This window comes from Pseudomonas sp. B19125 (assembly GCF_044218855.1).
Classification (GTDB): Bacteria; Pseudomonadota; Gammaproteobacteria; order Pseudomonadales; family Pseudomonadaceae; genus Aquipseudomonas; species Aquipseudomonas edaphica.
This window is the reverse complement of the sequence record NZ_CP162589.1, coordinates 3,741,272-3,766,152: the sequence shown is the minus strand read 5'-3', so window position 1 is coordinate 3,766,152 and position 24,881 is coordinate 3,741,272. Positions and strand designations below refer to the sequence as shown.

Sequence of the window (24,881 nt, the reverse complement as noted above, 5' to 3'; positions counted from 1 at the left end):
GCAATAACAGACTCGAGGTTGCAACGGGCTCAACCCTGTCGAGGGTTGAGCAGTGTCCAGTCAAACTCGAGTTGCACACGCTTGACCATTTCGATGACCTGATAGGCAAAACCTGTCGGCTCACGGTCATTGAGCATTAGCCAGGCATCCGGATCAACGCTCCAGTCCGATGCAATGGGCAGCGAGGAGAATGCGCGGGCGTCGTATGTCCACCAGGGCCACCATTTCGTCGTGCCGCCTGACACATCACACAGTGCGTCCATGTGTTTACCGAGCCGCTGAACATCCAGCTCAGCATGTTCACCTTCGTCCCAGCGGCATATCCCGAAATAGAGCCTGCCGTGATTACCCCGATCAAACGCCCAGCCGATGCCAAACAGGTGTGAGGGATCAAAACGAATACTGAACGACCCTTGCGGCGAACCGTCCAGCAACGTCTGGTCCCAAAACAACTCAGCATTTAAGTGACTAAGGTTGAGTTTCAGGTGAGCCAGAAAGCCTCGCCACATTTCGCGCTTGGCCTCACGCAACTGCTGGGAAATCAAGAATGCAGCCTTGATGTTTTTGTCATTGCGCAGCAACAAACGCGTGAGTTCCTGGGTTGTGTCCAAATGCCGTTCTCCATTGATGTGTTGATCTACAAACTGGGCGAGCGCCTCAACGAACACCCTTACTGAGTTTGCCCGCGTATGACGCGCACAGTCTTCGAGCCACGCCTTGAGACGGAAGAAATCAAAGGTGACGATCCGTTCAGCGAGTGAGGCTGGCGTGCCCATGGGGAGGCTGCGTTCGCAAACATCACCATTGCTTAGGTAGATGAGCAACCACTCATCACCATGCTGCTTGTTAAGGTAGATTGCGTAGTCGAGCAATTGGTTGGGTTGATCGGGCGCCCAAGGTTTGTTCTCGATTGCTACGCTGCCAGAACTGAAGCGCAGGTACATGTCCAGACGGCGACCGCTGGGCAGCCTGAACTCCGTGTGGTTGCTCTTGTGTTCCGCTGGCGCGGGGTGAAATTTCTGATCCTGAAACAGACGCAGGAAGCTGCTCAAATACAGATCACTCTGCCCGTGTGCGCCATTCGGATCGAGCAGCAAGCTCAGATAGGCGGAGAGGGCGTTCTCGTCGCTTCGCAAAAACGCCATGAGCTGAAAGTCAGGGGCCAATTGCGCCTGGTAGCGACGTTTGGCCTGTTGGTCCACGTCATACCAGAGATGGAACTCGTTAAGCAGATCTTCAACAGCGCCGATATTCATCTCAATCCTTGTTGTTCGCAAAAAATCCGGCATTACGATCGCCGCGCCCCATTTGAATGCGTTTGCTTCATCCAGGACCCAGGGTGGCGCAGGCGCTGGCAGGCACCCCGAAGGCAGTGTCAGGCAATAAAAGCGGAGCATACCTAGGGCATGGAGGATTTACGCGAAAGTAAAGATCCGGGTTTTGCCCGCAGGCAAAAATAAAGATTGAGTATTCACACCAAATGTTATTTTAATAACACCCATAAGAGCGTCACGACCGTCCTGGACGTGCTCGCAAGAAAATGGGATGCCCCTGTAAATGACAATTGAACAGCGTTTGATGGAAGAGGCCAAGCGGGCGGCCGAGCGTACGTATTCACCTTATTCCAGGTTTCCGGTCGGCGCGGCATTGCTGACCGCCGATGGTGAGGTCGTACTGGGCTGCAACGTGGAGAACATCTCCTACGGGCTGACCAATTGTGCCGAACGCAGCGCCTTGTTCAGCGCCATCAGCCAGGGCCATGCGCCGGGCAGTTTCAGGGCCATCGCGGTTTACGCACCCAACGTTTCACTGATAAGCCCTTGCGGTGCCTGCCGCCAGGTGATGCTGGAGTTGATGGCCAAGGATGCAGTGGTGATTTGCCAGGGCAGTGACCCTGCCACCACGCGTACCTGGACCCTGGCGCAATTGTTGCCGGGCGCCTTCGACGCTTTCTAACCCTGGGCAGGCCTGCTGGCCTGCGTCCGCTTGGTCCCTTGTTGAGACGCCTGCATGATCAGTCTTGTCGGAATAGCGACCCTTATTGTCATTGCCATTGCTTTATCCCACCAGCGACGCTCAATCAACTGGCGCACGGTTTCGGTCGCCTTTGTGATCCAGGTCCTGATCGGCGCTTTTGCGCTGTACGTGCCCTGGGGCCAGACGGTGCTCGCCGCGCTGTCGGGCGCGGTGGCCTCCCTGCAGCTCTACGCCAACAAAGGCATCGAGTTTCTGTTCGGCGGTTTGAGTTCTCCGCATATGTTTGAAGTGTTCGGCAATGGCGGGTTTGTATTCGCTATCCGAGTGTTGCCGATGATTGTGTTCTTCGGCAGCTTTATCTCGGTGCTGTATTACATCGGCGTGATGGGCTGGATTATCCGGTTGGTGGGCGGCGGCCTGCGTCTGTTGCTGGGCACCAGTCGCGTCGAGTCGATGGTGGTGACGTCGGCGATTTTCATCGGCCAGTCGGAGGTGCCGCTGGTGGTACGGCCGTTCATTGCCAAGCTGACGCGCTCTGAGTTGTTCGCGGTGATGGTCGGCGGTTTTGCCGCGGTAGCAGGTTCGGTGCTGCTCGGTTACGCCGGGCTTGGGGTGGAACTCAAATACCTGATCGCCGCATGTTTCATGTCGGCGCCGGGGGCGTTGTTGATGGCCAAGCTTATGGAACCGGAAACCGAAGCGGCGCGCACCGACGAGGTGATTGAAGAGCTGGGGCAGGCCGAGAATCGGCCGACCAATATCATCGACGCGGCTGCCGAGGGCGCGCAGGTCGGCTTGCGCCTGGCGTTGGCGGTGGGCGCCATGCTGCTTTCGTTTATCGCGCTGATCGCCTTGTTCAACGGGCTGCTGGGCTGGGCGGGCAACTGGTTTGGCTACCCGCAGCTGACCTTGCAACTGGTGCTCGGGCACGTGTTGGCGCCGATCGCTTTTCTGCTCGGGGTGCCGTGGCATGAGGCAGTGCTGGCCGGCGGTTTTATCGGGGAAAAACTGGTGCTCAACGAGTTCGTCGCCTATGCCGACCTGGCCAACTACCTGACCGCGGACAAGGCCGCCGCAGCCGGGGTGCCGCTGTTGTCGGCACACACCCAAGTGATCGTCACCTTCGCCCTGTGCGGTTTTGCCAACCTGTCCTCGATTGCCATCCAACTGGGCGGCCTCACGGGTATCGCCCCGCAACGGCGTCAAGAACTGGCGCGGCTGGGCTTGCGGGCCATGATCGGCGGTACGCTTTCGAACCTGATGAGCGCGGCGATTGTCGGCTTTTTCATTTCGCTGTAAGGAGCACAGTATGTGGTTGCCACAAGAAGTGATTCGCCGTAAGCGCGACGGGCATGCCCTGGCCGCTATCGACATTCAACGGTTTGTCGCCGGCATTGCCGACGGTAGCCTCAGCGATGGGCAAGTGGCGGCGTTCGCCATGGCGGTGTTCATCAAGGGCATGGACGTGAGCGAACGCATTGCCTTGACCGAGGCAATGCGCGATTCCGGTCAAATACTGAAGTGGGAGCTGCCGGGGCCGATTGTCGACAAGCATTCCACCGGCGGCGTCGGCGACATGATCAGCTTGTTGCTCGCGCCCTTGCTGGCGGCCTGTGGCTGTTACGTGCCGATGATCTCCGGGCGCGGCCTGGGGCATACCGGCGGCACTCTGGACAAGCTCGAAAGCATCCCCGGCTACGACTGCCAACCCAGCACCGAACGCCTGCGCGCGGTGGTGGCTGAAGTCGGCTGCGCGATCATCGGCCAGACCGCCAACCTGGCACCCGCGGACAAGCGCTTGTACGTGATCCGCGATGTGACTGGCTCGGTGGAGTCGATAGACCTGATCACCGCGTCGATCCTCGGCAAGAAACTCGCCGCCGGCCTCGATGTATTGATCATGGATGTGAAGACTGGCAACGGCGCCTTTATGGCTGAGCCTGAGCAGGCGCGAGCACTCGCCGCCAGCATCGTTGCGGTGGCCAACGGTGCCGGAGTCAACACCCGTGCCCTGATCACCGACATGGACCAGCCGCTGGCCCGCAGTGCCGGCAATGCCCTGGAAGTGGCTGAAGCGGTCGCTTTGCTCAAAGGCGAGGTGCGCAGTGAACGCCTGTGGGCAGTGACGTTGGCGCTGGCCACACAGGCACTGACGATGGCCGGCCTGGCGAGGGACGAGGCTCAGGCCCGTGATCAATTGCTTCAAGCCTGGCAGAGCGGCGCGGCCTTGCAGCGATTTGAGCAGATGGTTGTTGCGCTGGGCGGCCCGCAGGGTTTTACCGACAAACCCGATGAACATTTACCCAAGGCGGTCGTGTCGGTGCCGGTGTGGGCCGGGGAGGAGGGCTGTGTCACCGAGATCGACACCCGCGCCGTGGGGTTGGCGGTGGTGACATTGGGCGGTGGACGCAGCCATCCGGACGACGTGCTGGACCTGTCCGTGGGCTTCAGCGAGTTGGCCTTCGTCGGCGAACAGGTGAATGCAAAACGGCCCCTGGGCTGGGTTCACGCGCGCACCCAAGAGCAGGCCGGGCAGGGCGCATCCGCCTTGCGCGCAGCGTATCGGCTGGGCGGTGAACGCCTGGCCGCGCGCGAATTGATCCAGGCAATCCTATGAGCAAGGCCATCGTATTAGTGCTGGACTCATTGGGCATCGGCGCGAGTGCCGACGCCGCGCTGTTTGGCGATACCGGCGCCGACACCTTGCGCCATATCGCCGAAGCCTGTGCCCGTGGTGAGGCCGATGGGCCATTGCGCCGGGGACCTTTGAACCTGCCGAACCTGGGCCAGCTGGGATTGGGCGCCGCAGCGGCGGCCAGTGGCAATGGCCCGCTGCCAGGCAACTGGGGCGACGCGACACCGATCGGCGCCTTTGGCCATGCGCGCGAGCAATCATCCGGCAAGGACACGCCGTCCGGGCATTGGGAAATGATGGGCGTGCCAGTGTTGTTTGACTGGGGTTATTTCGAGCAGCCGACCGAGTCCTTTCCACCCCAACTGCTGGCCGACCTGATCGAGCGGGCAGGGTTGCCGGGCATCCTGGGCAATTGCCATGCCTCGGGCACCACGGTGCTGGACGATTTGGGTGAATTACACATCCGCAGCCAGCAGCCGATTTGCTACACCTCGGCCGACAGCGTGATGCAGATCGCCGCCCATGAAAGCCATTTCGGCCTTGAAGCGCTGTACCGAGTGTGTGAAATCGCGCGCACCTTGTGTGATGAATACACGGTCGGCAGGGTCATTGCCCGACCGTTCACCGGGGAGCACGCGGGCCAGTTCCGGCGCACCGGCAATCGCCGCGACTACACCGTGCCGCCACCGTCAGCGACGCTGCTTGATCGCCTCTGCGACGCCGGCGGCACCGTGCACGCGGTGGGCAAGATTGGCGATATTTTCGCTCACCGAGGCATCAGCCGGTTGTACAAGGCCGATGGCAACGACGCGCTGTTCGACGCCACGCTCAAGGCCTACCGGGAAGCACCTGACAACAGCCTGGTGTTTGCCAACTTCGTCGACTTCGACATGCTCTACGGACACCGCCGAGACCTGGCCGGCTACGCTGCCGCGCTGGAAGCCTTCGACCGCAGGCTGACGGAATTACTGGCGTTGATGGACTCGCAGACATTGTTGATCATCAGCGCCGACCACGGCTGCGACCCCTCGCGCCCGGGCAGCGACCATACCCGTGAGCATGTGCCCGTACTGGCTTATGGTGCAGGCGTGGCGGCGGGGTGGTTGGGCGAGCGAGCCAGCTTTGCCGATATCGGCCAGAGCCTGGCGGTGCACTTGGGGTTGGAGCCGTTGGCATGGGGCACGTCTTTTTTGCTGCGTGAGCCATAGCATCGACAAGCGTCATCGGCTTCAAACTACGTTAAGGTGCTCATCACTTATCCATCATTACGTGAAGCATGAATCGTCCATTATTTGTCTCCCTGGATGGGCCTAAAGGCACGGGGAAAACCACGCTGTTGGAAGCCGTTACCCAAGCACTGCGGGCAGACAACAAAAAGGTGATCCGTCTTTGCGAGAGAAAAAGCGATCCCTACAGGGCTGAAACCATGGCCCTGGTCAACGCACACGCCAGAAACCCCACCGATGATTCGGAGTGGAGAGTGTGTGAGCGCTTTGCGGATAGTCGGCTCTGGATTTCCCGCCACGTGCTGACTAAACAGCCGCCCGACAGCATCATCCTGATAGACCGTTGGTACCCCTCAGATGCCGCGTTTCGCCGGACAGTCCCGTTCGCCGACATATTGCAGTTAAACCTGGACCGACACGTACGAGTGCCAGACCTGCATGTGGGCGTTATCACCGACCCCGAGATTTCATGGTCAAGGGCCGCGCAGCGACGGCGCGGGATGGGCAGTACGTTGATCCATACGCTGCAGGAGCATGTCGAGTGTACCCAGGCGTTTTTGCGAGCGGCGGGTGATCAGGGCTGGGTTTTGTGCCGTAATGAAGGGGCGATTGAACAGGCGACGGGGCAGGTGATTTCCGAGATCTACAAGGTCCTTAAGGCAGTCGAAGCAGGTTAGAGAAATTGCTCCTGCCATCCCGGCCCTGGGATGGCAGAGGTACACAGCCGATACTCGAAAACCTTCAAATGAGAATGAGTTGCAAATGAGATCTGCTGGTATATCATGCCTCCCGAATCCAGGCAGGTTTACCTTCCCGTCCGCTCATCCATTAGGTCCAAAACCCATGCGTCATACCCTGATTTCTCTCTGCGTACTTCAGGCGGTTGCCCCTGTTGCCTGGGCGCAGGTTGCCGGCAGCGAAAATGCCAGCCTTGAGTTGCAAGCCATCAACGTCACGGGAGACGTAGACGCCGAGACGGCTCAGGGGCCTGTCAAAGGGTATCGCGCCACACGCTCTGCCAGTGCCACGCGCACAGACACCTCAATTCATGAGACGCCACAGTCCATCAGCGTCGTGCCCAAGGACGTGGTCGAGGACATTGGCGCGACTCGCCTGCAGGAGGCCCTGGACTATGCCGGCGGCGTCGGCCGAGCGAACAACTTCGGTGGCCAGGGGCTTACCAGCTTCACGGTGCGTGGGTTTACAACAGCAGAGTTCTACCGCAACGGTTTTCCGATCAACCGGGGCTATCCCAGCATGCCGGACGCCAACAGCATTGAGCGCCTTGAAGTGCTTCGTGGGCCAGCGACGATGCTCTATGGGCGCGGCGATCCCGGCGGTACCTTCAACGTGGTCTCCAAACAGCCTTTGCCTGAACGTACGGTCACATTGGGTAGCCAGGTGGATGATCAGGGTATGAAGCGCGGCACCCTCGATGCCTCCGGCCCGCTGGATGAGCAAGGCCGCCTGGCCTATCGCCTCAACGTGGTGGGAGAGGGCGGCGACACCTTCCGCGACCATGTCTCAACCGAACGCTATGGGGTCACGCCGGTACTGAGCTGGCAGGTCAGCGACGACACCAAGGTGATTTTCGAAGGCGACTTCATGCGTAACAATCATCCGCTGGATCGCGGTCTGACCCGCTTCGCCAACCAGCGTGGCACGCCGTCCCGTGAGACCTTCTGGGGTGAAAAGTACGCCGGTAACCTGCACAACGATAACAACATGGCTCAGGTGCGCTTCGAGCATCTACTCAACGACAACTGGACACTGGGCGGTGGTATGCAGTGGTTGGACGGTACGATGAAGGGCAATGGTGTTGAGGCAAACAATGCCACCAGCCTCAACGCCGATGGGCGAACACTCCAGCGCAACTTCAACTACCGCAAGCTGGACTGGACCGACCAGGACTATCAACTGAACCTGACCGGGCGCTTTTCCACGGGCGGCCTTGATCACACGTTGCTGACCGGCATCGAGTATGAGGATTACGACTACAAGTCGATCATCCAACGCTCCAGCGGCGCGGCGGGGGCTTTCCCAATCGATATCTTCAACCCGGTCTATGGCCAGCCACGTCCGGCGCTGACGCGTACGCCCACCCACGACAAAGAAAACCTCAAGACTTACGCCGCCTTCGTCCAGGATCAAGTGGCGCTGACCGAGCGTTTAAAGGTGCTCGCCGGTGCGCGCTTTGAGCGCTTCGAGCACCAGTACGAATCCTACGTGCCCGGTGTGAGAAGCTGGAACGCCGCCGACAACGCCGTCACGCCGCGCATCGGGGTGATGTATGACCTCACTGACACGGTTGCGATCTACGCGGACGCCGCGCGCTCGTTCAAGCCCAACACGGGTGCCAGTCGTCAAGGCGGCGGATTCGAGCCGGAGAAGGGCAAGTCCTACGAAGTGGGCGTTAAGTGGGAAGCGCTGGACCGTCAGTTGAGCGTCGACGCGGCGATCTATCAGATCGAGAAGAAAAATGTCCAGGGTGTCGACCCGGTTGATTCGGCCTTCAATGTCGCGACAGGGCAAGTCCGCAGCCGCGGCTTCGATCTGAACGTGGCCGGCAACCTGACGCCCGAGTGGCGGATGATCGGTGGCTATGGCTATGTGGATGCCGCAGTGACCAGGGACACGACCGTGCGCTCCGGAACACGTCTGGCGAATATTCCGCGCAATAGCTTCAGCCTGCTCAACGTGTACGAGTTTCAGGATGGCGCGCTCAAAGGGTTTGGCCTTGGCGCAGGTGGGAAGTACGTAGCCGAACGTGCCGGGCAGACCGCCAATGACACGTTCTCGATGGGGGCTTACACCGTCGTCGACTTGCTCAGTTATTACAAGGTAAACGAAAAGGTCAGACTCAACCTCGACGTGAAGAACTTGTTTAACCGTGAGTACGACGAAGGCTCGTTCCTGAACTTCTACGCTTATCCCGGTGAGCCGCGTACGGTGCAAGTGGGGATCTCTTATACGCTGTAACCCAATCGGAATACGGTTCGTCGTGGGGGATTGGCGAACCGTGGGCCAGCCTTGGATCGGGGCGGGCTGCAAACTGAGCGCGTGGCGGTTGTCGGTAACCCCTAAAAAAAATAATCTACAACTATCTGATTTTTATGGGACAAAAATATTCCGACGCAAAAGGGATATAAAAAAATGCGCGGTTTCTACTTTTTACACGGTTATTTTGACAATTTATTCTTTTAAAGATCGACTCCGAGGCATTTACGATCTACCGAGTTTTCGTCACTAGTGGCGGTTTTCGCAAAGTCGCCAGCTTTTTTTACACTGGTGCATTCAACGGATCTACCTGAATTAATTTACCCACCCGGGGAAGGAAAGCGATGGACGTGCGGGTATTTTCGATGTGGTACTGGTGCCAGTAAAATCAGCTGCTTGGTTCAAAATCGCTTTAGCGCTAACATCCTGATGGCTGATTCGTCACAAATGTCGCCGGAGGACGCCGTCCTCCTTAGTTATCAAAAAAATCGACGAAAAGAGTAGCTCTCGACCTTTGTTAGATAGTCAGGGCAATGACGACCGAGGAAGATGTGATGCGCAGGATCAAGAATTGCCCCCTCAACAAACATCGCGCGAGGCTTCTACAACGAACCTTTGAGTTGAGGCAGCTCCGGTTCAGAAGCTCCAATTGCACTGATCTTCGGCTGATCGCCCATCTGCAAACACGCCATGCCTCGCTTGAGCCCTTAGGGCCACTAGCAGGAAAAAAGGGCATCTAAGCCGTCGGGCCGCACCAGGATAAACTGTTAGATTGTTCTGAATAAATGGACCTGATGCGAACTTGGTGTGTGTACATCAATTCCGCATCGCAAACGGCCGCCCCCCCCCCGAGGTAACGTTTTTTATGCCTGTTTTGGCCGCCATTTTTGATGCCTTTGGCACCTTGGTGAAAATCAGCGAAGGCTCCCATCCTTATCGGAAGCTTTTCAAGCTTGGAATTGAACAGGGCCGACGGCCGCAACCTACGGATGCGGAGGTGCTATTGTCGCTGCCATTAGACCTGCGCCAAGCCGCCAAACTATTTGGAATTCAGGTTGATCTAGATCTGATGGCTCAATGGGAGTTTGATCTGTGTAGTGAGTTGGCTGATATCCAAGCATATCCAGATGGACTGCGTGCAGTGCAACAGCTCCAAGCCGTGGGTTTGAAAGTGGGTGTGTGCTCCAATTTGGCGAAACCCTATTCCGCTGCCATCGAACGCCTTTATCCAGGGTTAGACGGCTACAGCTACAGCTTTGCCGTGGGTGCTATCAAGCCTTCGTTTGACATCTATCGGCATGTGACGCAGCAGCTAGCGATATCGCCGGCCGACACTTGGATGGTCGGTGATTCAAAGCTATGTGACTGTGAAGGCCCCTCGGCATTCGGTATGTCCGGTAACTGGCTCGACCGGCATGGCCGCAGCAGCTATACCTCCCTAGATCACTTTGTTGACGCAATTTTGCATGCACGCTGAGTACTAGCACGGTCCGACGCATGGCACTGCTGCTCTTCACCGAGGAGTGCCAAGTCTCCTTCCCTGGCTTGCCCGGGTGGGGTCGCCGATGAAGCATCTTCCACGACGCTTAGTTACGATATGCCGCCGCGTTGCAAAGGGGGCATCCCAAGGATCAAACGAGCGAAGGATTACCTGATCCCTAGCACGGATGCCAGCAGTTTCGAATAACCGTGGTTTGAACTGGGGGCGTACGACCTAGGCTCTCGGAATTCAATTACGTACCCGAGTACTGAAAATCATGGAGCCACGGGGCATTTAGGGCAGGCGTATTTGTGCCAGTATAATAAGCAGTATCAGTACTAACGTGATATATACCTTTCAGTGGTTGAAATACTTTTGTGCCCCAGTGCTTGACTAGCATGGATCAATCCATATTGATGTATCAGATCTATGCCGCGAGTATATCGAGCATCCTGTGGAGACATATATTCAACCTGAGCCAATAAACATCTAGACCGTAAAGTTTTGTATAGGCCCGAAATCCCAATATCTCCTACGGCATCTCCATTTTTATTAATTCGCTGGATGATATTTGATCCAGCATTCGGATGTTCGCGAGAAACGTCAAGCCACTTTTTCAAAGCGAGCACCGCCCAAGCCTCCAAATGCCGTATGGAATTCAACGTGTCTTCCTTCTTGATAACCAGAGTTGCGGAGTCATATTTAATATCACAGGGTTTTAGGTTTATCGCCTCCGTGCACCGAAGCCCAGCGCTAAATAATAGTGCAAGAGCTGCGTGGTCACGTAAGCCGATGTTTTTTCGATGATCCGACACGCAGCTATATATTAGTTTTTTACGCTCTTCAAAACTTACGTAATGCCCGCTGCATCCACGGGACTCTGCAGATTCGAGTCGATATGACTTGATATCGGCATATTGGAGGTCACCAATCGCTCCTTCCAAAAAACAACAGCGAGAAATTTCTCTAATCGCAAACAAATAAATATTTAGTGTCGCAGGAGAAAGTTTAACCTCCCACTTGCCAACAAGTGACTTTACAACAGTGATATCTATATTAGGCCAAGGAGTCCTTTCGATAGGCAAATGACCGCAGCCTATATCGCGGGAAATTCTTTTTAGTATTCTAATCATTGTAACCTGGCTGCCACTAGAAAACGGAGCTAAGTATAATTTTAATACTTTCCCTATCATAAGGCAATAATAGGGCTCACCATAATCGCGGTGATTTTCGCTAAGGGTTGAGTGAGTTCTATTCATTTTATTTTACCTTATGATCTTAAGTTATCTTTGCATAAATAAAAATGGGCGGGGTCTTAATTTCTCAACTCCAGGTCTGCTAATCCATTCCTCCACCAAGTATACGAATGGATTGCACTGAGAGCGCAGCATGTCGATTATTTTAGAATCAAGTTTATTCTTTTCTTCCAAGAAAAATACTTGCTGCAGCGAAGGTTGATATATCGGATTTTTCCTCAACGTTTTCCATATTGTGACGCAGGCAGGTATTTGAAAAAATAAACCGGCGATGGCAAAGAGGGTAGATATGTGTAGGGGATCGTAACGTGCCAAATCATGAGTCGCGATTTTCCTCGTGCCAGTTTGGATTTCTAGTACGAATGGCTTTCTAGAAAAACTATTTGTAGCAGATGAGTTCGTATATGAAATATCTTGGTGATACGGGTCAAGCAATGTTAATGACGCAGCTTCTAGGATTTGAAGGAAATGCACTTGTTTAACGCGTTGCCCATTCGGCAACACACATAATTCTCCTTTGAAATTTGATATCAACCATCGTTGAAAATATAAAGCTATCAGAAAACAACCCAATTCTGGCCGGATAGAGGACGCTCGCAACACATCTCGAAACGTAAATTTCCCCCAGTGAGTATTTTCTGATGCGACAGCTAAAAGTCCTAATTCAAGTGTTTGATTAGTACTAGTGACAGGGTGTTCGACGAATGACAGTGGATGTAAATGAAAAGGGCATCCAACCATCCATCGGTGCAGCCAAAGTGTTCGGTATGCGAGATGTCCGGTTGAAAAATCTTGGGCTATACAAGACGCACAATACTTTGTTCGATGGCTCTGATGTGGCAACCAAAGAAATGGAGCTGGGAATAAATGAAGAAGAACTTTTCTGCTGCATGCAAGAGGCTTAGACAGCAAATCAATTGCTTTATTCATTTGGTCAACATCGGGATCATGGATTTCGTAATGCTCTAAAATGCTGGCGGCTATAGTTAATTTTTTATCGCCGCTCTTGACCCCCCTTAACAACCATGAACTGAAAATCTCACCGGGTAATGGACGAAGTATTCCGCTAAATATCTGATTCATTTTCGTAGACCGATAGTAAGTCAGGCAATGTGTTCGAACGATCCAAGATGTCCAAGGTAATGCATTCCGCCCCTTCAACCACGGCTGTCATAGCTGCCCACTTTAAGCGATTGATAATGTTTCGGGTGGTTGGGTCAAGGTTCTTCGTCAGATACGTTACGATCTCTCGCGAAGCCAGATTAGATGGCATAGCCAGAGGTAAGTATTTTTCATATGTGGCGAGGAAGGCTCGAAATTCTTCATCTGCAGACCAGAGTGGGATTTCAAATATTTGGAATCGACTGGATAGCTGTATGTCCATTTTTACAGCATGCATCGCCTCATTGGTTCCGAAAGCAATTAAATCGAGGGACCAAGGTGGGCCTGATAAATTTTTGAAGAAATTGAGAAGTTTTCTTACTTCTATTCTATTTGCTGCCAGTACATGATTGAATTCGTCGATGAAAAGCCCCCTAATTTTTTTGGTTTTTAGAAGGAATTGAAACTGTATCGGCAGGCTGCCTTTTGCCGCGTAAGACGTAGTCAGGTCAAACCTTTCACATAACGCGTTTATGGTGGTCTTTAGTGTAGGTTCCGGAGGGAGCGTTAATTGCAGATAGGGTAATGGTACACCGTGACGCTGGGCCCACGAATCGCAATCTTTGATCACGCGATCAAGCAAGCTCGATTTTCCGGCGCCCCCAATCCCAATAATTAGCATACATATAGCCTGAGAGTTTCGCGGTAAAAATAATGACGAGTTAATTTTTTTTCGAATCTGGGAACCGATTTCGTGATTGATCCACCGATCATTATGGATAAAATCAATTCGAGCTGCATCAGACCCACTCATTAGTATTTTACAAGTCTGGCTTAAGTGCGAAAGGTTGTCTTCCATTATGGTCACTCCACGTCATAAATTTTTGGTGGCCGACTGTAGTCAATTTTACTGATGCATTTTGTGGCATCCTCTAATTTGTGGGGTGCGTTCCCTTTCTGTCTTTTCTTTTCTTGAGCGCGCCGTTCTTTACTAGTGAGTCTCGCGGCGCTGGACACTCGCTGTTCATTGCGTTGTATCGCGGCGAATACGACGCTGGGTGGAATCCGCTCCCGACTACGGTTAGAAAGATTCTTCCTGGCTGCTTTATATTCCGCAAGAGAACTGTCAGGCAAACTCAGATCTGCGTATGCACACTCGATATACTCATCATCGCCTTCTGGTTTTACCCATACATTTTTTATGGAGGCGGGGTTGAATTTTATAATGCATCGTTTTTTGATGCTGTAGCGCTTGAGTGTGTGTGAATAATAATGAATTGTATTTATTTCAACTCCGCAGCGTTGAATTGTGCCTGATCTATAAGGTAAAAAATCAATAAAAAATTTCTTTCGGTCTATGATTAGGGCCGGCGGGGAAAAACCTTCATCCGTTTGCTTGAATGATTGCTCCCATTTGTAGAGTGGTGAGCAATTCAGCTGTGAGTGCTCTGTCATGTGGTAAATTCCAATTTGTTCAATCAACCAATCGCGCAGCTCAGTAAAGGTCATGCCTGGCTCTTTAAGATTTGAATAGCGTTTCTTATCGGCAACGCTGGAAAGGGTAGAGCCGATAATTCCACGCATAGATCGCATCAACGTTCCTATGTAACGTTCAATATGAGCGCCATGATGTGGGGAGCCAGGAGGGCGAAAGGTTAATTTTATCTTGTATTCTTTGCATCCGTATGCAAACGCTCTTGATCGGAAATCTTTCCCATTATCGACATGAATCCACTTGGGTAAACCAAACATAGGATAGATAACGTGTGAAAGATTTAATTCGGTGAGCCAAAGTTTTTTTGGGGAAATACAATGGGTCATGCACAGTGCATTGGAGAGGGCGGATGGGTGATCGAGACTTAGATAGAAACCAAGGACGCTGCGAGTGTGAATGTCAATTGCAATCGTCAGCCATGGGCGACCTATAGGTCTACGATGCACTGAATCCACGATTACTACATCCACGATGCAATGATCTATTTGTACCAACTCTAAAGGTTTGGATGTGAGTTTTTTTTGTCCACGAACTGAGTGATCTTGCGCCGCCTTCTTTGATCCAAAGATGCGCTTTGTGGTTTCTCTTTCGGGCCTGTCTCTAATCCTAAGACAAATTGCCCTAATTGACGGGGCCGGAAGTTTTCTGTTTTCACACCTCTCCCTAACTTCCCGCCCGATCGCTCGCACGGTACTGCCCGCGCCGGAACTTGCATCGATTGCTTCTTTGATAATTTCCTCGACTTCGATTCGAAGCAGTTTGGTGCCGCGTTTTCGGCCGCGCTGCTCACTTACCAAAGAAACCAACGTGCCAGTGCAGAATTTTCTTAATAAAACGTACACATAAGATTTGCTGAGGCCTAATTCTAATGCTAGGGTTTCAATGCTCGAAAGTTTCGGGTCGCCATCAAGGTATCGGGAAAGCGCATCATACTTTCGCTCTGCGTCCACAAGTTGTTTCTCGGAAAATGATGCCAAGTCAGGTTCTGCTACTCGTAGAGATTTCTCTAACAGTGCCTGATCAATTACTTCAGCAATTTGATCTGGGCTTATAATTTTTTGTTCTCTGTTTGATTTCTTGATCTGAAGCATGTCGGAACTCAGCCACGCAGCGACTTCCCAAATCTGCCCGTCATGTAGTATTTTTAAGCCTGCGCTTATTATTTTTTCACTCATTTTTCATTCCAACGACAAAGTCAACGGACAACTAAAGATGTCATTAGAGACAGGAATGAGCAAGTGATTGGGCTGATGGTTTCCAGACTCTTTGAGTTTCGTAATATTATACGATGTAAAATTAATTAGATTTCTATGGCCTAGCGCATTGCATGCTTGGCTGCGATATGAAAAAAATGCCAGACCTCTCTAGCACAGTGCTTACAAATGTATAGTGCTGCTTGACAATTTCCGCCACGCATTTCGTCAGATTTCTCGGAACGCTTGCGGCCCAGCGTCGCTGTCAGTCAGGCTAAGCGGCCGCGGGGTAGCAAAAGCTATGACAAAATAGATAAGTCCAAGAATGAATTACGAGACGGTTTACATGGCGGCTAGGTCGCAGCTACATCGCATCAGAGAGTGCTATAGTGATCATAAGGAGGGTTGTGTTGACATTAGGTTGTCTGCATACCGCAACACCATCTAAAAACTGAACAACAGATGAGAAGCAATGCTGAGACATATCTTATGTCGATACGTAATTCATTATAAAAACTATTCGTCATCTATCAATATAAAATGCCAACCAGTTAATATTTCTGCGAGTTCGCCCAGCGGTACCTGAGAAACTTGTTCGGACAGCGCGCACCCGGCTTTATGCAGTCCTAGAAAGGGCGCGCCAGATTCCCTAATGTTTTGCCAGCCGCCACACTTCCTGCAAATCACCATGTTCCCCTCAAGCAGCCAACGCTCCAGCCAGTGCACCATCTTGATTTCGACCGAGTGGTTCAAAGATTTGACCCTCCGGGATCGACCTTCACGGGTGAAATCATCTTGGAAGCGCATTTAATTCCTCCTTCAGATCGGTTAGCCACTGACATGCAATCGGCGAATGCGCACTATAGGCTGTCGCCCTATAGGATTCAATGCTAACCCGAGTCGCGGTGTTTCGTCGTTTCCGCTTGGCTCCTGCCTGCGAAGGGCGATTGAGGCCATATTGACTGATGATATCGGGGACAGTGAGCCGCAACGCTGTGAACCCGCAGCGTAGGTGCTCACGCTTAGGCGATGTTTCGGGTATGGCTGCACAGAAGACGGGAGTCATTGCCGCATAAGCTCGGTTATTCGGTAGGCCTAGAGCTGCTTACCATAATTGATGAAAATGAACACTATAGATTGTAGCTCTAAAGTATTCGAAGAGGGCTTCATTATTCCTTTTGTGAACTGCACAAATGAATATGAAACAAGCCTTCGGCCGCGCCCTAAAAACGCGCCGGCAGCAACATGGTTTGACCCAGGAGGATTTCTCTGATGTCAGCAGTCGAACCTATCTGAGTACGTTAGAGCGCGGCATGAAGTGTCCAACGCTGGAAAAGGTGGTCGAGCTTGCGTCCGTTCTTGAGGTGCACCCAATCACTTTGATTGCTGAGAGCTTTCTAATGCTGGACTCTTGTCAGAGTCTTGAAAATCTCCTAGCGCAAGTGCGGAGTGAAGTGCAGGTGGGAGGTGGTGAACAGGTTGAGAAGCGGCAGCAGGAAATCTGAGCTAAATAGGGGCAGTGGTCTCTAGCGGTTAGTTGAGGCAGTCGTTCAAAACGGAACGGAGTTTCTGTCATGTCCGAGTTACCCCCCCATCAATCTGGTGGCTTGACTATCCAACAATAGTCCCGCCTGAAAATAACCCATCACCGTGGTCACGCTGCGGTGTGCGGTCATGGCCATAACTTCGTCCAATGGTACGCCTTAGCGCCCGGCTTCGATGACGAACCCCGACCTTAAACTGTGCGCCGCCCAATCGCCGTCCAGGCCCGCCAACTTCGCCCGACGCTGAGCGATGCGCCCGATCTGGTCGGCCGACAAACCTGCCGTCCCGACCTTGCCACCTTTTATACAGCCGGCGAAACAGCGGGCCAGAGTCGGCGGGCGCTGCTGCCAGCAAAGCGGTCAGAGCTGCGGCCGCCGGCCCGCGCAACGGTTTCTCACGACGCACACCGCCAGTATGGGTCTTGGTCGTGCCCAGGGCACACAGCCAGGTGTCGGCATCCAGTTGGCGCATATCGCCAATACGCAGGCCGACCACCTCAGAGCGCCGGCGGCCGCCGCCACTATAAGCCAGCAGCAGGGCTCGATCACGAATACCTCGCACACTGACCTCGCTGGTGGTCAGCAGTGCCTGCAAAGGCTCGAGCACGATCGCTCGTTTCTTACGCACCGCTACACCTTGACGTTCTGAGCTTTACGTGCCTCTCAGAGCAAGGTCTTCAGTGCGGGCGCTTCGGTCGGGCTATCCCACTCATTGATCCGGTGCCATTTGCCCAGAATGGCGAGGCGGTGGTTGACCGCACTAAACGCCAGCGGTCCCAATTTAGCCTTGACCCGGGCGGCAACCAGTGCCGCGTCGATACCAGGCGGCAGCAGGTACGCCCAACGGCCGGGCCAGATGATCGAGGACAAACTGCACGGCCGCGGTGGCCGGCAGCATCGCATCGCCGAGCGTCTGGCCATACCGTAACTGCAGCCAAGCCGACCAATAGGCGAGGGTGCTACGGTAACTGAGTATGCGTACCGTGTTGACCGGTGTGCCGGCGGCAATAAACGCCGCTGCGGCCTCTTGGGCGTTAAACGCCAGAACATGTGGGTCTAGAGGGGAAGTGTCAACCAAGGGCAATTGATCTGTAAGATCTATTACGTTCAACGTATTAAACTTTCATAAATTGAAAAATAAGACCGGATAACACTCTATTATCAGACTTAATATACGCTGAGGTGATCCGTGCCGCACGCCAGGCCAAAAGAAGCGCCCTTGATTCAATCGCCGGACCGCAAGCCAAATCCCCACTCTGTCAACCGGAGCGCAAATCGCTTGAACGTGCTGGTACATGACGGCTTTGGAATATGGCTGGCGGCGCGCCAGTTGAATCAAGGCAAGTTCCACTGACCTAGCATGCGCCATAGCTCTGGAATGGAACTGGATACCGAGCAACTTCAGGCATTAGTGCTGGGTCTGCCAAGCGTATCGGCGAGGACGTCAGTGAGAGGCTGGACTAAACGTCTGGCGTATTTACCGTTGAACGTCATGTGCGTGGCAAGTTGGCCTGGCGATCCCACGCTCATCCTTGACCCAATGACTGGGGTTCAGTTGCAGCCGCTGGCTGATGCGCTGCGCGACGTGGTGCTAGGGGTATTCAGTATTCTTGTTGCTGTAGCGTCTCTGTACGAGTTAAATAGCCGGAGAGTGACGGGGAGTGCGATGACAATTCAGACACCACACGACACCGGTGACCAGAAGTGCAATCGCCGCAATTTCATATGAGTCGGGCAGCCGATGCTCCCATAGAAATCCAAAAACCAGCGCCGCTAACGTCTCAATCACGAGCACTTGTCCGCTTAGTGCCAGTGGTAGAAGTCGGCTCGCCTGATTCCAGCACGCATTACCCACAACCGAAGATAAAAACGCTACGCCACCGGCTACCATGACAAAGTGTAGCCATTCGGAGTTGCCATGCGTTCCGACCTGCCTGCCCAGGACAGGTACCGCCAAAAGCAGTGACTGAGCGCCAGTCATGACCCCTGTCAGCAGTGCCCAGTCATGGGCGGAAACGCTGGCTACCTGAACCAGCCGCCGAGCGTTGCTCACTGCGAACCAACTCCATGTCACTAACGCGCCCGCTGCGCATAGAATTCCGGCGACGTTTGTCAGTATGTCTGGCTTGTCGCCGTTGATCAGTGCGTGCCAGCTGATGAGTACGACCCCGCCCACAGCGCAGAACAGCGAGGGAGTGAGCTTGCGCAAAGAAATTGCGTTGACGTCATGACGACCTGCCAGCGTGACGAACACCGGAATGAGTCCGACGATCAGAGACGTTGTGGCAATCCCAACCAACTGCACACCGGTGCCCACTAGCGTGTAGTAAATGAGATTCCCAATCAGGCTAAGCCAGAAGAGTGACTTCCAGTCGACGATAGTGAGATTGGCGCAAACGCGCCTCCAGCGGGGCATAAGCAAGGCCACCGAAATTGCGCCGTAGCAGAGAAATCTCAAAACGGCGAATTGCAGGCCGCTCAGCCCAGGGGTGAGCTGGGGGCCGAGGAAGATCACTCCCCAACACAGGCCCGCGCAAACTCCGTAGACAATGCCGTTTAGCAGTAATCGATCAGCAAACATTTCATCCGCGCTCCAAAGCGTTATGGGTAAAGTCTGGAGCAACTGATTCGGGGAGTATTGTCGGTAACTACGGGATTTTTTACCCAGACTGTTTTTGCGTTTTACGATAAACCGCCGGGGTCGTGGCCCTCACGCGCTGCATTGCACGGGTAAGCGATGCCTGGTCGCAAAAGCCGGCACGCAAGGCAATCTCGGATATGGTCAATGAGGTTCCACGCAACCATCGTTGAGCTTCTTGCAGGCGTAAATCAGTCAACCAAGCTTGCGGACTCATCTCGAACATTAGCCGGAAACGTTGGTGCATCTGACTGATGCTCATTTTTGCTACTTGAGCCATGCTTTCATTGCTCCAGTTCGCTCCAGGATCCGCCTGAACACGAGCGATCAACTGCCTCATGGGGTCTGGAAAGCGGGAGATTCCCGGATTTAGGGACGACAAAAGCAGAGGCCCCAATTGGGAGGCCGCGATGGACAATTGTGCGTTGCCGATTAGCTCAGCGAACTCTATAAGCCGACGAGTTGCGGGGGAAATGGGCACATATATTTTCTGAGCAAGACGCTCGATCTGGAGCGTTTCAAAAGTCGTCGGCGCACAGTCCAAAACTAAAAAACGGCTATCGAGGTTAGTCTGCTGCGAATGGATCGAGCCAGGTGTCACAAGCGCTGCCAATGACTGATCAATGCAGCCGCCGCAACCGTTTACGTCAATTTTCATTTCGCCACGAATCGGCAGTACCAATTGAGCATGCTCGTGGTGGTGGTGACGGTCTTCCCTCTCATAGCTGCGAACTTCAAGACTTAGAAACATTACTGCACCTTCCGGCCCGTCTGGTTATCCAAGATTGACGTTCCACAACGTCCAGTGCGACCCCGCGTCAGGTCAGGCTTGCCACTGATTCTAACATCTGCGGATCAGACCGTTGATCCCACAATCTGTATTGGCCATACGCTTACGGCTAGCTAGACTTCGGCAATCATAGGTTGGCCCACCATATTTATCCATCAGACATTACGAACCTGACTATGGATCGATAGAAGGCCGAATGCCAGAAGCGGTTCTGATGGCTGAACTGTCTTATGTCGAAGTGCTTGACCTCAAGGACCCGCTATACCGCAAAGGACGAATACCTGGCTTGGCTGTTTGGTATATCGATTTAGGTAAATGTTGTCCTGGCCGAAAAACACGAGCGTGAGATTCTTGCTCCTTTCGAGGCAAAGAAGATCGAAGCGCTCAAGGAAGTCCTGCGCGAACTCATCGATCAGCATAGCCCGAGACTTTGAATCTATAGGGCGCGCGTCTATCACCCGACAATACGCAGGTGTTTTGTCGAGTGATGGTGGGCTGTCAGACCATGGGCTTTAACCCGCTGTGAAGGCGCATGAAAAAGTGATTAGTGGGCGTTGCGTGACTACAAGGGGGCGGGCTCGCCAGTGACTACTCGGGCCGTGTCATGTGAAACAGTCCTTCGGGTAGAACCTGGAAGTAATCGGCCGGACCACCGCCTCGCAAGATATGTTGTGCTCGGCTGGTATCGTAGATGCCGTCACGAAGACTTGCACGATCGATGTGCGCCACAATCACTTTTCCAAAGACCATCCAGGTATCCAGAGCAGCACCATCCAGGCCGACCAGCTGTTGAACCTGGGTGACTTTACATTCCAGCGAAACTGGGCTCTCCATGACGCGCGGTGCTGCGACTTCAAGCGAAGGGACCGGCGTCAACTCTGTCAACGCAAACTCGTCAATACCGATTTGCTCTGTACTGCTCAGGTTAACCCGTTCAGCGAGCGGTCGGGTCGCCAAGTTGTAGACAAACTCACCGGTAGCCTCAGCGTTGCGAACGCTGTCCTTTTTACCCACGCTGGAGAAGGCAACCAGCGGCGGGTGATAATTGAAGATGTTGTACGGACCGGACACATGGTTGACGGGTGTGCGGGGACATGGTGGACACTTCTCGGCGAAGCCAGCTTCGCCGGGAGGCCATCATGCCCTGGAACACGAGAGACGCCATGAGCCTAAAACAAGAGTTTGTTTCCTTAGCAAAGAAACCCGGCAGTAATAAGCGAGAGCTGTGTCGACGATTTGGTATAAGTCCGCAAACCGCCTACAAGTGGCTAAAGCGTTACGAGGCCGGCGGCTCTGCGGGTTTGCAAGAGAAGTCACGCAGGCCCGCCAGCAGCCCCAAACTGACCCGGGCCGAGCTGGAGGCTGAGGTCGTTGCACTTCGCCAAGATCATCCGGCATGGGGCGGACGCACAATTAGCAGCATGCTGGACAAGCGAATTGCTCCCAGTACTGTCACTAATGTCCTGCACCGGCACAGCTTGATTAAGCCTTCAGAGAAAGAACCAGAGGCCCGGCTGAGATTTGAACATCCTGAGCCCAACGATCTTTGGCAGATGGATTTCAAAGGCCACTTTGCAATGCAGCAAGGCCGATGCCACCCCCTGACCATCCTGGACGATCATTCGCGGTTCAACCTGGCCATCCAAGCGTGTGATAACGAGCGAGGCACCACCGTAAAACAGAAGATGAGCGAGGTATTTGAAACTTACGGTTTACCGGCACGTATCAACGTCGACAATGGCGCGCCATGGGGCTCACCGCGTAATCCTGGCGAGATCACAGAGTTGAGTATTTGGCTGGTGCGTTTGGGAATTCGGATAAGTTTCAGTCGTCCCTACCATCCGCAAACAAATGGGAAAATCGAGCGTTTTCATCGATCACTCAAGGCAGAAGTCCTTAACGGGCGTCACTTTTCTACGCTAGCGGATGCTCAATCAGCATTCGATCAATGGCGTGAAATATACAACCTGCAACGTCCTCATCAGGCGCTGGAATACAAGGTGCCCATGGACCGCTATCGCAGCAGTCCTTGGGCTTATCCGCAAAAGCTACCTGAGTTTGAATACGGACCAGACGACGTGTTAGCCAAGGTTTATCACAGCCGTTTTCGCTTCCAAAAACGCTACTTCAGCATCGCAAAAGGCTTGGTAGGACAGCACATAGCAATCCGCCCGAACGCAGAAAGCGATGGTCTGTTCGACGTCTATTTCTGCCATCACTTTTTGCGAACAATCGACATTAGTAAGCCTGATTATGGTCAATAATGCGTCCACCATGTCCCCGCACATGTGTCAACCATGTGTCCGGTCCGTACAAAGATGTTTAGAAAACTATAGGGGGCAAGATTCCGGCGCCCTTCAGCATCGCAGGTGGATATCCAACCAATAGGACGTGGTCCCAGAATGGACGGCAAGGGGTCATGGCGTAGGCCATGGCCGTTGCGAATTCTATAGCTGTGGCGCTCGTTAGTACTCATTGTGAAAGGCCCTTGCTGATCAAAAGGCAATCGTTGTTTAGTTCGTATGAGAACGACAGAGCTTTGTAAGACAGCTTTCATTTGTCTGCGTTAAACAGATGTTTTTTTCATCATTAGGATATCGGGAGTTGTGGTCCTCATGAATGATGGGTACGTCAGGTATGCTGGAATTCAGTCTAGTAAAATGCGTGGGCCGAGCTGCGTTTCCTCGTTCGTAGCTTGAGAACTGAGAATTACGAAAAGCTTTCGATGTCGAAAATATTTAGGTGCCCTCATGCCGCGGCAAGAAAGCGAGGCATTTGCCGACGCAGCGGGTGAGCGAGATTGACAAGTTGATTCCGCATTAGTGGGTTAACCGGCCAGAAGCAGTCACTCGTTAAAGCACCTTTAACAGACCCTTCCTGCCGCTGGACCTAATCCAGGCCTCGGAATGGCTAGACGTCATTGAGCAAATTGGTCATAGTATTTTTCGATTAGGCCAAAGCCTCATTTTCCGTCCGAGGCACTACGAGACAACATGTCTAACATTGCAATCACCGATCTAATTGTGCCTTGGGACGTCGACAGCGTCTCGCGCCCCGTCGTGGCCTTGAGTGCCACATCAGTAACAAAGGACTGGGAAAATGCAAGGCATCAGCACCGCAAGGCGCAGCTGATCTACTCTCTACGCGGCATCCTCAATTGCGAAATTGAAGACGGCGTCTGGATCGTGCCGCCGCAGTGCGCCATATGGATACCGGGAGACTTGCCGCACGCGGCGCGCGGGACGGGTGAGACGGAATGCTACTGCCTGTTCGTCGAACCAGACGCCGCACCGGATCTTCCGAAAGTCTGTTGCACGATTTCGGTATCACCATTGCTACGCGAGTTGCTACTGAAGGTGGCAGGCTTTCCTGAATTGTACGTGCTGGGGGGACGGGAAGATCGGCTGATTGCCGCCTTGCTCGATGAGTTAGTGGCGGCGCCAGTGGAAGATCTGCATCTGCCCATGCCGCGCGACTCCCGATTACGTCGCCTCGCGGAAATGATGCTTGCCGATCCCAAGGACAAAACCTCGAAGGCCGATTGGGCTACTCGTATTGGCATGAGCGAGCGAAGCATGAGCCGTCTTCTGCTGCACGAAATTGGAATGAGCTTCGGGCGCTGGCGCCGGCAGTTGCATGTGATCCTTGCGCTTCAACATTTGACCAAGGGTGAAAGCGTGCAAACGGTGGCATTGGAGCTGGGCTACGAAAACGCCAGCGGCTTCATAACCATGTTCCGCAAGGCGGTCGGCAAGCCTCCGGCACGATACCTCTCGGATCGCATGAGTGGCGTGGAGCTTGCCTCCGTTCCCAGCATCATGCTCCCCGATGAAATCTCACCCTGATTGGATCAGGCTGTCTTGGCCCGGGACCACCGACCGCCCTGCATCGTCTGCTGCCCTTCCTTGCAGGGGGGCCGACATTTCGCACACGTTGTGGTGATGGTGAAGACTGACTTCCTCGTCGAGAGCTAAGCCCTCCTCGGACGCCAGCGACTGCAGGTGTTCATGCAACGCCAGGTCTTCAATGAAAACCAGCCGCGCGCCACAATGACATCGCAGTGTGTCGTGCTGGTCGCTTGGCGCCTCTGGTTTGATTGCATAGAACGCGCGCCCATGTGTGCCTTCTGTGCGAACCAGCAACCCAGCGGTCCAGAGATCATTCAGCGTTCGGTAGATCGATCCCGGCGCGAAGCTGTCGAATCGCGAGCTGAGGATACGAGACATCTGGTTGGCATTTAGACAGTTCGGGGTCGCCTTCTCCAGCGCGTTCAAGACTCTGGTACGAGCGATCGTCGGTAGCAGTCGGCTCGCCAGCAATCGTTGTTCCTGAGACGATGTCGGCGCTCCGGCCTCTGGATTGGCTGCTGCGGAGTGCTTCATCATGTGTTTGCCTGACGTCAGGTTCTTGCTACCGAATGATGTAATCAGGTCAATGATCCGGGGTTGGGCATCGTGCGGTTCCATCTCTGTATTCCTTCGCTATGCCGGATATCCGATTGCTTGTGACAATGCGGAGCGGCGTGGCTAATCGTTGGTCTCGGACATGG

General features: G+C 53.8%; 20 protein-coding genes and 2 pseudogenes. 10 read left to right on the top strand and 12 right to left on the bottom strand.

What is annotated here, in order from left to right:
- Positions 1–29: 29 nt before the first annotated feature.
- The gene (locus AB4P96_RS17100) at positions 30–1,289 is read right to left on the bottom strand and encodes a PD-(D/E)XK nuclease family protein (RefSeq protein WP_244972953.1); all 1,260 of its coding nucleotides are present in this window, start codon (positions 1,287–1,289) and stop codon (positions 30–32) included.
- Positions 1,290–1,557: 268 nt separating this feature from the next.
- On the opposite strand from AB4P96_RS17100, the gene AB4P96_RS17095 reads away from it, so the two are divergent.
- The 7 genes from AB4P96_RS17095 to AB4P96_RS17065 all read left to right on the top strand — a co-directional run bounded on the left by AB4P96_RS17095 (position 1,558) and on the right by AB4P96_RS17065 (position 10,312).
- A complete protein-coding gene (locus AB4P96_RS17095; RefSeq protein WP_026013575.1) occupies positions 1,558–1,956 on the top strand; it encodes a cytidine deaminase in 399 nt (132 codons plus the stop codon).
- Positions 1,957–2,010: 54 nt separating this feature from the next.
- Positions 2,011–3,276, top strand: coding sequence for a NupC/NupG family nucleoside CNT transporter (locus AB4P96_RS17090; protein WP_017135630.1), 1,266 nt, complete (start codon positions 2,011–2,013; stop codon positions 3,274–3,276).
- A gap of 10 nt (positions 3,277–3,286) precedes the next feature.
- Positions 3,287–4,594: a thymidine phosphorylase gene (deoA, locus tag AB4P96_RS17085; protein ID WP_395599842.1), complete on the top strand. Its 1,308-nt coding sequence runs from the start codon at positions 3,287–3,289 to the stop codon at positions 4,592–4,594.
- Positions 4,591–5,820, top strand: a complete 1,230-nt coding sequence (locus AB4P96_RS17080; protein ID WP_138454250.1) for a phosphopentomutase — start codon at positions 4,591–4,593, stop codon at positions 5,818–5,820. The genes deoA and AB4P96_RS17080 overlap by 4 nt, the downstream gene beginning before the upstream one ends.
- A 68-nt stretch (positions 5,821–5,888) precedes the next feature.
- A complete protein-coding gene (locus AB4P96_RS17075) occupies positions 5,889–6,515 on the top strand; it encodes a dTMP kinase (RefSeq protein WP_017135633.1) in 627 nt (208 codons plus the stop codon).
- A 166-nt stretch (positions 6,516–6,681) separates the two neighbouring features.
- Positions 6,682–8,817 (top strand): TonB-dependent siderophore receptor, encoded by a 2,136-nt coding sequence (locus AB4P96_RS17070; RefSeq protein WP_176992211.1) that lies wholly within the window; start codon positions 6,682–6,684, stop codon positions 8,815–8,817.
- 883 nt (positions 8,818–9,700) lie between these two features.
- Positions 9,701–10,312 (top strand): HAD family hydrolase, encoded by a 612-nt coding sequence (locus AB4P96_RS17065; RefSeq protein ID WP_395599841.1) that lies wholly within the window; start codon positions 9,701–9,703, stop codon positions 10,310–10,312.
- Positions 10,313–10,653: 341 nt separating this feature from the next.
- Here AB4P96_RS17065 and AB4P96_RS17060 read toward each other — a convergent pair whose 3' ends face one another.
- The 5 genes from AB4P96_RS17060 to AB4P96_RS17040 all read right to left on the bottom strand — a co-directional run bounded on the left by AB4P96_RS17060 (position 10,654) and on the right by AB4P96_RS17040 (position 16,167).
- Positions 10,654–11,574: a tyrosine-type recombinase/integrase gene (locus AB4P96_RS17060; protein WP_395599840.1), complete on the bottom strand. Its 921-nt coding sequence runs from the start codon at positions 11,572–11,574 to the stop codon at positions 10,654–10,656.
- Positions 11,575–11,598: 24 nt separating this feature from the next.
- Entirely contained in the window at positions 11,599–12,654 is a 1,056-nt protein-coding gene (locus AB4P96_RS17055) for a hypothetical protein (protein ID WP_395599839.1), read from the bottom strand.
- Positions 12,638–13,531 carry a TniB family NTP-binding protein gene (locus AB4P96_RS17050; protein ID WP_395599838.1) on the bottom strand — a complete coding sequence of 298 codons (894 nt, stop codon included), beginning with the start codon at positions 13,529–13,531 and terminating at the stop codon, positions 12,638–12,640. Before AB4P96_RS17050 ends, AB4P96_RS17055 begins: the two co-directional genes overlap by 17 nt.
- A gap of 5 nt (positions 13,532–13,536) precedes the next feature.
- On the bottom strand, positions 13,537–15,342 hold the full coding sequence (locus AB4P96_RS17045) for a Mu transposase C-terminal domain-containing protein (RefSeq protein WP_395599837.1): 1,806 nt from the start codon (positions 15,340–15,342) through the stop codon (positions 13,537–13,539).
- 534 nt (positions 15,343–15,876) lie between these two features.
- Positions 15,877–16,167, bottom strand: coding sequence for a hypothetical protein (locus tag AB4P96_RS17040; protein WP_186604914.1), 291 nt, complete (start codon positions 16,165–16,167; stop codon positions 15,877–15,879).
- Between the two features lie 386 nt (positions 16,168–16,553).
- On the opposite strand from AB4P96_RS17040, the gene AB4P96_RS17035 reads away from it, so the two are divergent.
- Positions 16,554–16,865 (top strand): helix-turn-helix domain-containing protein, encoded by a 312-nt coding sequence (locus tag AB4P96_RS17035; protein WP_395599836.1) that lies wholly within the window; start codon positions 16,554–16,556, stop codon positions 16,863–16,865.
- A gap of 78 nt (positions 16,866–16,943) precedes the next feature.
- Here AB4P96_RS17035 and AB4P96_RS17030 read toward each other — a convergent pair.
- The 4 genes and pseudogenes from AB4P96_RS17030 to AB4P96_RS17015 form a co-directional block, all read right to left on the bottom strand.
- Positions 16,944–18,015: pseudogene (locus AB4P96_RS17030) on the bottom strand (tyrosine-type recombinase/integrase).
- 525 nt (positions 18,016–18,540) lie between these two features.
- Positions 18,541–19,485 (bottom strand): DMT family transporter, encoded by a 945-nt coding sequence (locus AB4P96_RS17025; RefSeq protein ID WP_395599835.1) that lies wholly within the window; start codon positions 19,483–19,485, stop codon positions 18,541–18,543.
- A 79-nt stretch (positions 19,486–19,564) separates the two neighbouring features.
- Positions 19,565–20,293 (bottom strand): AraC family transcriptional regulator, encoded by a 729-nt coding sequence (locus tag AB4P96_RS17020; protein WP_150692494.1) that lies wholly within the window; start codon positions 20,291–20,293, stop codon positions 19,565–19,567.
- Positions 20,294–20,920: 627 nt separating this feature from the next.
- A complete protein-coding gene (locus AB4P96_RS17015) occupies positions 20,921–21,403 on the bottom strand; it encodes a flavin reductase family protein (RefSeq protein WP_395599834.1) in 483 nt (160 codons plus the stop codon).
- A 68-nt stretch (positions 21,404–21,471) separates the two neighbouring features.
- On the opposite strand from AB4P96_RS17015, the gene AB4P96_RS17010 reads away from it, so the two are divergent.
- The gene (locus tag AB4P96_RS17010) at positions 21,472–22,596 is read left to right on the top strand and encodes an IS481 family transposase (RefSeq protein WP_017135449.1); all 1,125 of its coding nucleotides are present in this window, start codon (positions 21,472–21,474) and stop codon (positions 22,594–22,596) included.
- Positions 22,597–22,646: 50 nt separating this feature from the next.
- On the opposite strand, the pseudogene AB4P96_RS17005 reads toward AB4P96_RS17010, so the two are convergent.
- Positions 22,647–22,808: pseudogene (locus tag AB4P96_RS17005) on the bottom strand (flavin reductase family protein); the annotation flags it as partial.
- A 517-nt stretch (positions 22,809–23,325) separates the two neighbouring features.
- On the opposite strand from AB4P96_RS17005, the gene AB4P96_RS17000 reads away from it, so the two are divergent.
- Complete coding sequence (locus AB4P96_RS17000; protein ID WP_122757371.1) at positions 23,326–24,177, top strand: helix-turn-helix transcriptional regulator; 852 nt, start codon at positions 23,326–23,328, stop codon at positions 24,175–24,177.
- Here AB4P96_RS17000 and AB4P96_RS16995 read toward each other — a convergent pair.
- Positions 24,169–24,798, bottom strand: coding sequence for a transcriptional repressor (locus AB4P96_RS16995; RefSeq protein WP_395599833.1), 630 nt, complete (start codon positions 24,796–24,798; stop codon positions 24,169–24,171). The two genes, AB4P96_RS17000 and AB4P96_RS16995, sit on opposite strands and share 9 nt — an antisense overlap.
- Positions 24,799–24,881: the final 83 nt, after the last annotated feature.

Excerpts from the sequence above, each read along its gene's own strand:
- AB4P96_RS17095 (WP_026013575.1), top strand. The coding sequence starts at position 1,558 with ATGACAATTGAACAGCGTTTGATGGAAGAGGCCAAGCGGGCGGCCGAG.
- AB4P96_RS17055 (WP_395599839.1), bottom strand. The coding sequence starts at position 12,654 with ATGAATCAGATATTTAGCGGAATACTTCGTCCATTACCCGGTGAGATT.
- AB4P96_RS17035 (WP_395599836.1), top strand. The coding sequence starts at position 16,554 with ATGAATATGAAACAAGCCTTCGGCCGCGCCCTAAAAACGCGCCGGCAG.
- AB4P96_RS17075 (WP_017135633.1), top strand. The coding sequence starts at position 5,889 with ATGAATCGTCCATTATTTGTCTCCCTGGATGGGCCTAAAGGCACGGGG.
- AB4P96_RS17010 (WP_017135449.1), top strand. The coding sequence starts at position 21,472 with ATGCCCTGGAACACGAGAGACGCCATGAGCCTAAAACAAGAGTTTGTT.
- AB4P96_RS17050 (WP_395599838.1), bottom strand. The coding sequence starts at position 13,531 with ATGGAAGACAACCTTTCGCACTTAAGCCAGACTTGTAAAATACTAATG.
- AB4P96_RS17020 (WP_150692494.1), bottom strand. The coding sequence starts at position 20,293 with ATGTTTCTAAGTCTTGAAGTTCGCAGCTATGAGAGGGAAGACCGTCAC.
- AB4P96_RS17080 (WP_138454250.1), top strand. The coding sequence starts at position 4,591 with ATGAGCAAGGCCATCGTATTAGTGCTGGACTCATTGGGCATCGGCGCG.
- AB4P96_RS17060 (WP_395599840.1), bottom strand. The coding sequence starts at position 11,574 with ATGAATAGAACTCACTCAACCCTTAGCGAAAATCACCGCGATTATGGT.
- deoA (WP_395599842.1), top strand. The coding sequence starts at position 3,287 with ATGTGGTTGCCACAAGAAGTGATTCGCCGTAAGCGCGACGGGCATGCC.
- AB4P96_RS17025 (WP_395599835.1), bottom strand. The coding sequence starts at position 19,485 with ATGTTTGCTGATCGATTACTGCTAAACGGCATTGTCTACGGAGTTTGC.
- AB4P96_RS17100 (WP_244972953.1), bottom strand. The coding sequence starts at position 1,289 with ATGCCGGATTTTTTGCGAACAACAAGGATTGAGATGAATATCGGCGCT.
- AB4P96_RS17065 (WP_395599841.1), top strand. The coding sequence starts at position 9,701 with ATGCCTGTTTTGGCCGCCATTTTTGATGCCTTTGGCACCTTGGTGAAA.
- AB4P96_RS17090 (WP_017135630.1), top strand. The coding sequence starts at position 2,011 with ATGATCAGTCTTGTCGGAATAGCGACCCTTATTGTCATTGCCATTGCT.
- AB4P96_RS17040 (WP_186604914.1), bottom strand. The coding sequence starts at position 16,167 with ATGCGCTTCCAAGATGATTTCACCCGTGAAGGTCGATCCCGGAGGGTC.
- AB4P96_RS17070 (WP_176992211.1), top strand. The coding sequence starts at position 6,682 with ATGCGTCATACCCTGATTTCTCTCTGCGTACTTCAGGCGGTTGCCCCT.
- AB4P96_RS17000 (WP_122757371.1), top strand. The coding sequence starts at position 23,326 with ATGTCTAACATTGCAATCACCGATCTAATTGTGCCTTGGGACGTCGAC.
- AB4P96_RS17045 (WP_395599837.1), bottom strand. The coding sequence starts at position 15,342 with ATGAGTGAAAAAATAATAAGCGCAGGCTTAAAAATACTACATGACGGG.
- AB4P96_RS16995 (WP_395599833.1), bottom strand. The coding sequence starts at position 24,798 with ATGGAACCGCACGATGCCCAACCCCGGATCATTGACCTGATTACATCA.